This is a genomic window from Streptomyces sp. CO7 (assembly GCF_053474865.1).
Window position 1 is genome coordinate 836,879 of the sequence record NZ_JBRIOU010000004.1, and the last position, 7,811, is coordinate 844,689.

A 7,811-nucleotide genomic window follows, 5' to 3' on the forward strand; every position below is an offset into this window, starting at 1 on the left:
GGCCCGCCCCGCACCCTCCCGCAGAGCGAGGCTGCTCGGCCTGTGGTGGCCGCTGTGGCTGATCAGCTGGCTGCTGGGGATCCTGCTCCGGAGCGCGTTCGACGACGCCCACACGCTGGACAGCGTCGTCGCCGGTGACGGCATCCTCCGGGGCGACGTCTTCCCGCTCGTGGAGGTGAGCGTCGCCGCGGCCACCAAGGTGGCCGCGGACGGCTTCGACGTGGTGACCATGGCGGTGACGGCGCTGCTGGTGCTGCGGCTCTCGGCGGCGCAGCAGGAGAAGATGTCGGCCCTGGAGGCCGGGGCGCCCGTGCAGGCGGCCCGCCCCGCCTGGGCCGTCGGCCACTGGCTGGCCGTCCCCCGGGCCGCCGGGACGGCGGTCCCCGCCGTCGAGGTTCCGGTTCCGCCCGCGGCGCCCGTGCCGCCGCACGGGGGCTGACGCTGGAACGGGCGACGGCCGGGGCCGCCACCCCCCACAGGAGAGGCCCCGACCGTCGCAGTGCGGGCCGTCACCGGCCCGCACTCGTGTCAGCGCCGCCGCCCGCAGATTTGTCACACCACGCACACAAAAAGTGCCGTGGCCTCCTCGTACACATGGACGTGGGCGTTCCGGCCCCGTACCGTTCCAGGGGCGACGGAGACGAACCGGACCGCGGGCGCGGTGCCGGTCTGGGCGCGAGAAAGGCACGCGTGGCGTGGGGGACGACGCGGAGCTGACCGCCGCGGTGCACGCGGCACAGGACGGGGACGAGACCGCGTTCCGGACTGTGTACCGCACGGTGCACCCTCGGCTGCTCGGATATGTACGGACATTGGTGGGCGACCCGGACGCCGAGGACGTGACCTCGGAGGCCTGGCTGCAGATCGCCCGTGACCTCGACCGCTTCACCGGCGACGCCGACCGCTTCCGCGGCTGGGCGGCGCGCATCGCCCGCAACCGGGCGCTGGACCACATCCGCATGCGCGGCCGCCGTCCGGCGACCGCGGGCGACGAGACGGAACTCGCCGACCGGCCGGCCACCGCGGACACGGCGGCGGAGGCGATCGACGCCCTCGCCACCGACCGCGCGTTCGCGCTGATCTCCCGTCTGCCGGCCGACCAGGCCGAGGCGGTGGTGCTGCGCGTGGTGATGGGGCTGGACGCCAAGTCGGCCGCCGCGACGCTCGGCAAGCGGCCCGGCGCCGTACGGCAGGCGGCGCACCGCGGACTGCGGAAGCTGGCCGAACTCCTCGCGGAACCCGCGCCGGGGGCCGGCCGCGGCGCCGGCCCCGGGCCGGGTCCGGAGCCGCTGACGGCCTCCTCGGTGGAGGCGGTGGCGGAGCGGCTCGGCATACTCGGGCTGGTGCCGCCGTCATCGCGGTGGCCGCGCCAGAAGCTGGTGACGTCCGCCGGAGTGACGTACGCGCCGACGCGGACGCAGAAGGACATGTGATGCCCGAGGAGCACGACAGCTGGCTGGACCGCGAGACGGCGGAGCGTCTGCTGCGCGGTGAGCGCCCGGGCGCGGACGACCCCGCGGCGGCCCGGGATCTCGTGCGGATGCTGGACAGCCTTTCGGCGGCTCCGGCGGGTCCCGCGGAGCGTGTTGCGGACTTCGCGGCCGGCGAGGACGCCGCGCTGGCCGCCTTCCGCGCGGCTCGGACCGCGCGCGGCGCGACCGGGGCGCGCAGGCCCGACACCCCGGGCGCGGCACTCCCGGTGCGCGCGCGGCGCGGTCGCGGCGCCGCCCGGCACCGGTTCGTGCTGGCGGCGGTGCTGGTGACCGGCGTGGTCGGCGGCGGCGCGGCGATCGGCGGCGGGCTGCACGGCTTCGTCTCCGGGGACCGGGCCCCGGCCGGGTCGGTGGCCACCGGGATGCCGGTGCCCTCCGGGACGTCCACGCCGGTGCCGCTGGGCTCGGAGACGCCGACGGCCCCACTGCCCGGGGGCGCCCTCTCGGGCGTCACCGACGGCTCCGGCGTCCTGCCCTCGCCCGGCGGTGGCACGTCGGCCGGCGGCGCCGGCGAGGAGGGCCACGGGACGTCCGGCACGGCCGGGCGCGGTGACACGACGGACGCGCCCGGATCCGGGGACGCGCACGGCAAGGAGGGCAGGGGCACCGACGGCGGCGCGTCCGGCGGGCAGTCCGGGGACCGGGGCCGAGGGTCCCACGAGTCGCTGCGCGACGCCTGCCGCGACCACCTGGCCGGACGGCCCCTGACGGCGGAGCAGCGCCGCAAGCTGGACGCCGCGGCGGGGAACGCCGGGGTGTCCGCGTACTGCGCCGGTCTGGTCGGCGACGGCGGCGAGGCGCCGGCCGACGGCACCCTGAAGCGCGACGACGACGAGGGCGACCGGGAGAAGGACCGCCGAAGGGAGCGGGACGACTCGGCGGAGAACGGGCGGCGCTCGGCGGGCGGTCCGGCCGCCGGCGAGCGCGGCCGCGGTACCGGCAAGGGCGGCGTCGCCCGCGCCCGCGGCGCCTCCGCCGACGACCGGGCCTCCCGCCCGACGGCCGGCTCCCCCGCCGAGCGGGGCTCCGGGCGGGGCTCCGGGCGCGAGCGCGCCGCGGAGCCCGCGACCGCCGGCCGCCGCGGCTGAGGCCCGGGTCCCGCGCGGGCACTTCGGGGCGTCACGCCCGCGGAAGGTCCGTGAGGAGTTCGTGGTGGGACGGCTGCAGGCCCTCCGGAAGGTCTCCCGGATCGCACCACCTCGCCTCGAGGATCTCGAAGTCGTCGACGGCCAGTTCCCCGCCCACCAGCTCCGCCTCGTAGGCCACCTCCAGACGTAGCCGGAAGCCGCTGCGCAGCCGGAGCAGCCGGCCGGGCCGGACGTCGAGCCCGGTCTCCTCCTTGACCTCGCGGACCACCGTCTGCCCGAACTCCTCGCCCCGCTTGGCGAATCCCGTCGGCAGGCCCCACGGCAGCGCCGGGTTCCACAGCCGGTGACGGAGCACCAGCACGCGCCCCGCGTCGTCGCGGACCACCCCCGTCACGCCCACCATGAAGGTGGCGTTGGCGAGGTGGAGGATCCGCCACTGCCACGAGCCGCGGAGCCGTTTCCACACGGCGGCGATGAACCGATGAGGAGTCGTCACACCCCCCAGCGTAGGCGCGCCCCGGACCGCGCAACGGACTTGAACATGTTCAAAAAGAGGTCTACCTTCATCTCGTCAGCGTTTTTTGAACGCGTTCAAGGAAGGTGGGGGCATGGACCTCACGGTGATCACGTACGTCGTCTACCTGGTCGTCAGCATCGGGCTCACGGTCTGGGTGGCGCGCACCCTCAGCAGCAACGGGCGGATCTTCCTCGCCGACGTGATGAAGGGCGACGAGAAGCTCGCCGGGGCCGTCAACCACCTGCTGGTGGTCGGCTTCTACCTGGTCAACTTCGGCTTCGTCGCCCTGTACCTCAACCGCGACGAGGCCGTCGCGGACGCCCGCGGGATCTTCGAGGCGCTCTCCACCAAGCTCGGCGTGGTGCTGCTGGTCCTCGGGGTGCTGCACCTGGGCAACGTGTGGGTGCTCAGCCGGATCCGCCGCCGCGGGCGGATGGAGCGGGAGCAGGTGCCGCCGGTGGACCCGCAGGCGTGGGCGGCTCCCGCCGCGCCGACCGGGGCGTGAGATCGGTGTCCGCGGCGAACCGGGTGCCGGTCACCGGTCTGACGGTGCTCTACGACGCCGAGTGCCCGCTGTGCCGGCATCTGAGCGGCTGGCTGCGGCGGCAGCCGCAACTGGTCCGGCTGGACCTGGTGCCCGCGGCCTCCGAGGAGGCCCGGCGCCGCTTCCCCGGCCTGGACCACGGGGCCACCCTGGACGAGATCACGGTGGTCGGCGACGCCGGACAGGTCTACCGGGGCCCGGCCGCCTGGATCGTCTGCCTGTGGGCGCTGCGCGAGCACCGCCCGCTCGCCCACCGGCTCAGCACGCCGACGGGCGAGCGGGTGGCCCGGGCCGCGGTGCTGACGGCCGCCAAGTGGCGGGGGCACCTGTGGCCCCGTTCCCCCGCCGGCGCCCCGGGCCGCTGGGGCGGCGGGGTGTACCGGCGGGAGGACGGCTGGGTGTACCACCCCGACATCGGGTGGACCCTCGACGCCCCGGGGTGCCCCGACGGGGCATGTCCCACCGGCTGACGGCACTGGTTAGGCTCAGGGCGTGCCCGAACCGAAGGAACCCAGGACCCCGAAGCCCAAGAGCGAGCAGACCCGCACGCTGATCCTGGAGACGGCCATGCGCCTCTTCCAGGAAAAGGGCTACGACCGCACCACGATGCGGGCCGTCGCCCAGGAGGCCGGGGTGTCGGTGGGCAACGCCTACTACTACTTCTCCGGCAAGGAACACCTGATCCAGGGCTTCTACGACCGGATCGGCGCCGAGCACAAGGTGGCCGCCCGGGCGGTCCTGGACCGGGAGACGGACCTGCAGGCCCGTCTGGCGGGGGTGCTCAAGGCCTGGCTGGACGTGGCGGAGCCGTACCACGAGTTCGCGGCGCAGTTCTTCAAGAACGCCGCCGACCCGGACTCGCCGCTGAGCCCCTTCTCCGCCGACTCCAAGGCGCCGCGCGAGGAGTCCATCGGGATATTCCGCGAGGTGCTGGCCGGGTCGAAGGCGAAGGTCCCGGCCGAGCTGAAGGACACGCTGCCGGAGCTGATGTGGCTGTCCCTGATGGGCCTGGTCGTCTACTGGGTCTTCGACCGCACCCCGGGCCGCGAACGCAGCTACCGGCTGGCCGAACGGGGCGCCCGGCTCACCACGCTGGGCGTCACGCTGGCCCGCTTCCGGGTGCTGCGGCCGCTGGTCCGCGAGGTCCACGAACTGTTCACGGACTTCCTCCCGGGGATGGGCGACGGGGACGCGGAGCGGGCCGAGGGCGAAGCCGGGGCCGACGGGAGGACCGGGGCCGAGGCGGAGACCGGGGCCGACGGGAGGACCGGGACCGCACCGGACTCCGGGCCGGCGGCGGGTGCGGCGGCCGGCGGGAAGCGCCGCGCCACGAAGCGGGCCGCCTCGGCGGAGCAGGAGGGGGACTCCGGCTCCTGACCGGGGAGCGCGGGCCGGGCCGGTACACCGAACGCCCGGTCGCCGCGGCCGTGGGGCCGGGGCGACCGGGCGTTCGCGTCACGTGGTGACGGAAGGCGCGGTGGCGGGAGCGGTCAGAGCCACCCGAGGCGCCACAGGCGGAACACGCCCGTGCCGTCGTTGAGGTACTGGCCGCCGCCGACGTCCTTGTCGGTGATCGTGTACTCCTTGCGCTGCCAGAGCGGGATCATCGGGACCTCGTCGGCCGTCAGCCGCTGGAGCTCCTCGAAGGTCCGCACCGCCCGCACGCGGTCGCCGAAGGCCTGGCTCTGCAGGATCAGCTGGTCGACCCGCTTGTCGCTGAAACCGTTCTTCATGCCGTTGCCGGTGCCGATCAGCACGGCGGAGAAGTTGTCCGGGTCCGGGTAGTCCGCGATCCAGCCGACCGTGTACGCGTCGAACTTGCCCTTCGCGTAATCCTTCTGGAAGTCGCCCCACTCACGGCCCTCCAGCTTGACCAGGAACAGGCCGCCCTCCTCGAGCTGGTTCTTCAGCTCGTAGGCCTCCTGCTCGCGGGCGCCGGTCCTCGGGAAGCCGAGCTCGATGACGACCGGCGTCTGGATCCCCGCCTCGCGCAGCAGCGCGCGGGCCTTGTCCGGGTCGCGGTCGGGGAAGGCGTCGAAGAAGGCGGTGTTGTGGCCGATGAAGCCCGCCGGGATCAGGGAGTACAGCGGCTCGACGGAGTCCTGCATCACCGTGGCGGCGATCTTCTCGCGGTCGACCAGCCAGGCCATCGCCCGGCGCACCGAGACGTCGGCGAGCGGGGATCCCGACTTGACGTTCAGGACGAGGTTGTTGGTGGTGGACCCGGAGCTCTCCGACACCCGGTACTCCGGGTCGGTGGCCGACAGGCCGGCGAGCGTGTCCGGCGGAAGCTGCCGGGAGGCGACGTCGACCTTGCGGGCCTGCCACGCCTTGTCCAGGGCCTCGGAGTCGTGGAAGTACCGCAGGGTCACCGGGGTGGGCTTCTCCTCGACGGCTCCCCGGTAGTGCGGGTTGGGCTCGAGGACGACCTCCTTGCCCTCCTTGAAGGAGGCGAGCCGGTACGGGCCGGTGCCGTCGGCCTTGCTCCCGCCGCGGAGCTCGTCCGCCGGGTAGGCCTCGCTGTCGACGATCGCGCCCGCACCGGTGGCGACCTTGAAGGGGAACGTGGCGTCCGGGCTGTTGAGGCGGAACGTCACCTCCATGCCGTCGGCCTTCACGGACTTCAGCGTGGAGAAGAGGGAGGCGGGACCGACGTCCGAGTTGATCTTCAGGACGCGCTCGAAGGAGAACTTCACGTCCTTCGCGGTCATCTCGCGGCCGCTCGGGAACTTCAGTCCGTCCTGCAGCTCGCAGACGAAGACCATCGCGTCGTCACCGTCGAACGAGCACTCCTCCGCGGCGTCCGGCACCGGCGTGGTGCTTCCGGGCTGGTACGTCATCAACGTCTGGTACACGTTGGAGAACACGGCCCAGGATCCGGCGTCGTAGGCGCCGGCCGGGTCGAGCGACGTCACCACGTCGGTCGTGCCGACCACGATCGGGTCGGTGTCGACGACCTCGTCCGGCATCAACTGCCAGGCGCCGACGCCGACGACCGCGAGAACCAGAACTGTTGCGAGAATCCGCACTCGAATCGAGCGCACAGGTCCCTCCCCAGGGCCCGAAACCTAACCTGCCGCCGATCGTCCGCAGAACCTTCACATCGGCGGCCACACTGAACCACAGGAGTGACCCCGGGGGGAAGGAATTGACCAGAACCAAGGATTCCGTTGTGGTCACGCCTGTGGCGGGTGGGATCAGGCCCGCAGTGAGGCGAGCTCCACCACGGTGACGTCCGACGGGGCTCCGACCCTGGTCGGAGGGCCCCAGGCGCCGGCGCCGCGGCTCACGTAGAGCTGCGTGTCGCCGTACTTCTCCAGACCCGCCACCGTCGGGTTCGCGAGCTCCGCCAGGTACGGGCCGGGCCACAGCTGCCCGCCGTGGGTGTGCCCGGACAGCTGGAGGTCGACGCCGTACTTCACCGCCTCGTCGATCGTGACGGGCTGGTGGGAGAGGAGCACGACCGGGCGGGAGCCGTCCCGGTCGCCCAGCGCCTTGGCGAAGTCCGGGCCCTGGCCGTGGTCCTCGCCCGCGATGTCGTTGACGCCGGCCAGGTCGAAGTGGGCGAGCTCGGTGCGGATGTTCTCCATCGGGCGCAGTCCGAGGTCGCGGACCTCGTCCACCCACTCCTCGGCGCCGGAGAAGTACTCGTGGTTGCCGGTCACGAAGTACGCGCCGTGCCGGGCGCGCAGACCGGCCAGCGGCGCGGCGGCCGGGCCCAGGTCGCGGACGGAGCCGTCGACCAGGTCGCCGACCACGGCGATCAGGTCGGGCTGGGTGGAGTTGACGACGTCCACGACGCGCTGGGCGAACGAGCGTCCCAGCACGGGGCTGAGGTGGATGTCGCTGACGACGGCTATCCGGAAGCCGTGCGCGGCGCGGGGCAGCCGGGCCAGCGGCACGGTGACCCGCTTGACGCCCGGTCCGTTCAGCACGCCGTAGGTGCCGGCGCCGACGGTGCCGAGCCCCGCCACGGCGGCGACCGAGCCGACGGTGCGGGCCACGAAGAGACGGCGGCTGAGGGTCCGCGGGGGCGTGCCGGCGTCGGTGGCGCCGGTGGCCTCGGCCTCCCCTGTTCCCTCGGCTCCCTCGGCCGGAGTTCCGTCGGGGTCCTCAGCGCCCTTCTCGTCCTTCGCCTCTTTCGCCGGGGCGGGGACGGAGGCGGGGGC

The 7,811-nt window shown here is 73.9% G+C and carries 9 protein-coding genes; 6 read left to right on the forward strand and 3 right to left on the reverse strand.

Going from position 1 to position 7,811, the window contains the following annotated elements:
- The 3 genes from ACOV8S_RS16605 to ACOV8S_RS16615 form a co-directional block, all read left to right on the forward strand.
- Positions 1-439 (forward strand): hypothetical protein (locus ACOV8S_RS16605; RefSeq protein ID WP_448318577.1); only part of this gene is annotated, 439 nt, incomplete at its 5' end.
- Positions 440-695: 256 nt separating this feature from the next.
- A complete protein-coding gene (locus ACOV8S_RS16610; protein ID WP_448318578.1) occupies positions 696-1,433 on the forward strand; it encodes an RNA polymerase sigma factor in 738 nt (245 codons plus the stop codon).
- The gene (locus ACOV8S_RS16615; RefSeq protein WP_448318579.1) at positions 1,433-2,581 is read left to right on the forward strand and encodes a hypothetical protein; all 1,149 of its coding nucleotides are present in this window, start codon (positions 1,433-1,435) and stop codon (positions 2,579-2,581) included. The genes ACOV8S_RS16610 and ACOV8S_RS16615 overlap by 1 nt, the downstream gene beginning before the upstream one ends.
- A gap of 31 nt (positions 2,582-2,612) precedes the next feature.
- Here ACOV8S_RS16615 and ACOV8S_RS16620 read toward each other — a convergent pair whose 3' ends face one another.
- Positions 2,613-3,077 carry an NUDIX domain-containing protein gene (locus ACOV8S_RS16620; RefSeq protein WP_382560929.1) on the reverse strand — a complete coding sequence of 155 codons (465 nt, stop codon included), beginning with the start codon at positions 3,075-3,077 and terminating at the stop codon, positions 2,613-2,615.
- 112 nt (positions 3,078-3,189) lie between these two features.
- On the opposite strand from ACOV8S_RS16620, the gene ACOV8S_RS16625 reads away from it, so the two are divergent.
- From ACOV8S_RS16625 to ACOV8S_RS16635, 3 genes are all read left to right on the forward strand, one after another.
- Entirely contained in the window at positions 3,190-3,603 is a 414-nt protein-coding gene (locus ACOV8S_RS16625; protein ID WP_351110467.1) for a hypothetical protein, read from the forward strand.
- Positions 3,600-4,112 (forward strand): thiol-disulfide oxidoreductase DCC family protein, encoded by a 513-nt coding sequence (locus ACOV8S_RS16630; RefSeq protein ID WP_448318580.1) that lies wholly within the window; start codon positions 3,600-3,602, stop codon positions 4,110-4,112. Before ACOV8S_RS16625 ends, ACOV8S_RS16630 begins: the two co-directional genes overlap by 4 nt.
- A 97-nt stretch (positions 4,113-4,209) precedes the next feature.
- Positions 4,210-5,019 carry a TetR family transcriptional regulator gene (locus ACOV8S_RS16635; RefSeq protein ID WP_448318891.1) on the forward strand — a complete coding sequence of 270 codons (810 nt, stop codon included), beginning with the start codon at positions 4,210-4,212 and terminating at the stop codon, positions 5,017-5,019.
- 113 nt (positions 5,020-5,132) lie between these two features.
- On the opposite strand, the gene ACOV8S_RS16640 is transcribed toward ACOV8S_RS16635, so the two are convergent.
- Both ACOV8S_RS16640 and ACOV8S_RS16645 read right to left on the reverse strand, forming a co-directional pair.
- Positions 5,133-6,686 carry an ABC transporter substrate-binding protein gene (locus tag ACOV8S_RS16640; RefSeq protein ID WP_448318581.1) on the reverse strand — a complete coding sequence of 518 codons (1,554 nt, stop codon included), beginning with the start codon at positions 6,684-6,686 and terminating at the stop codon, positions 5,133-5,135.
- 153 nt (positions 6,687-6,839) lie between these two features.
- The coding region (locus tag ACOV8S_RS16645; RefSeq protein ID WP_448318582.1) for a metallophosphoesterase at positions 6,840-7,811 on the reverse strand (972 nt) is incomplete at its 5' end.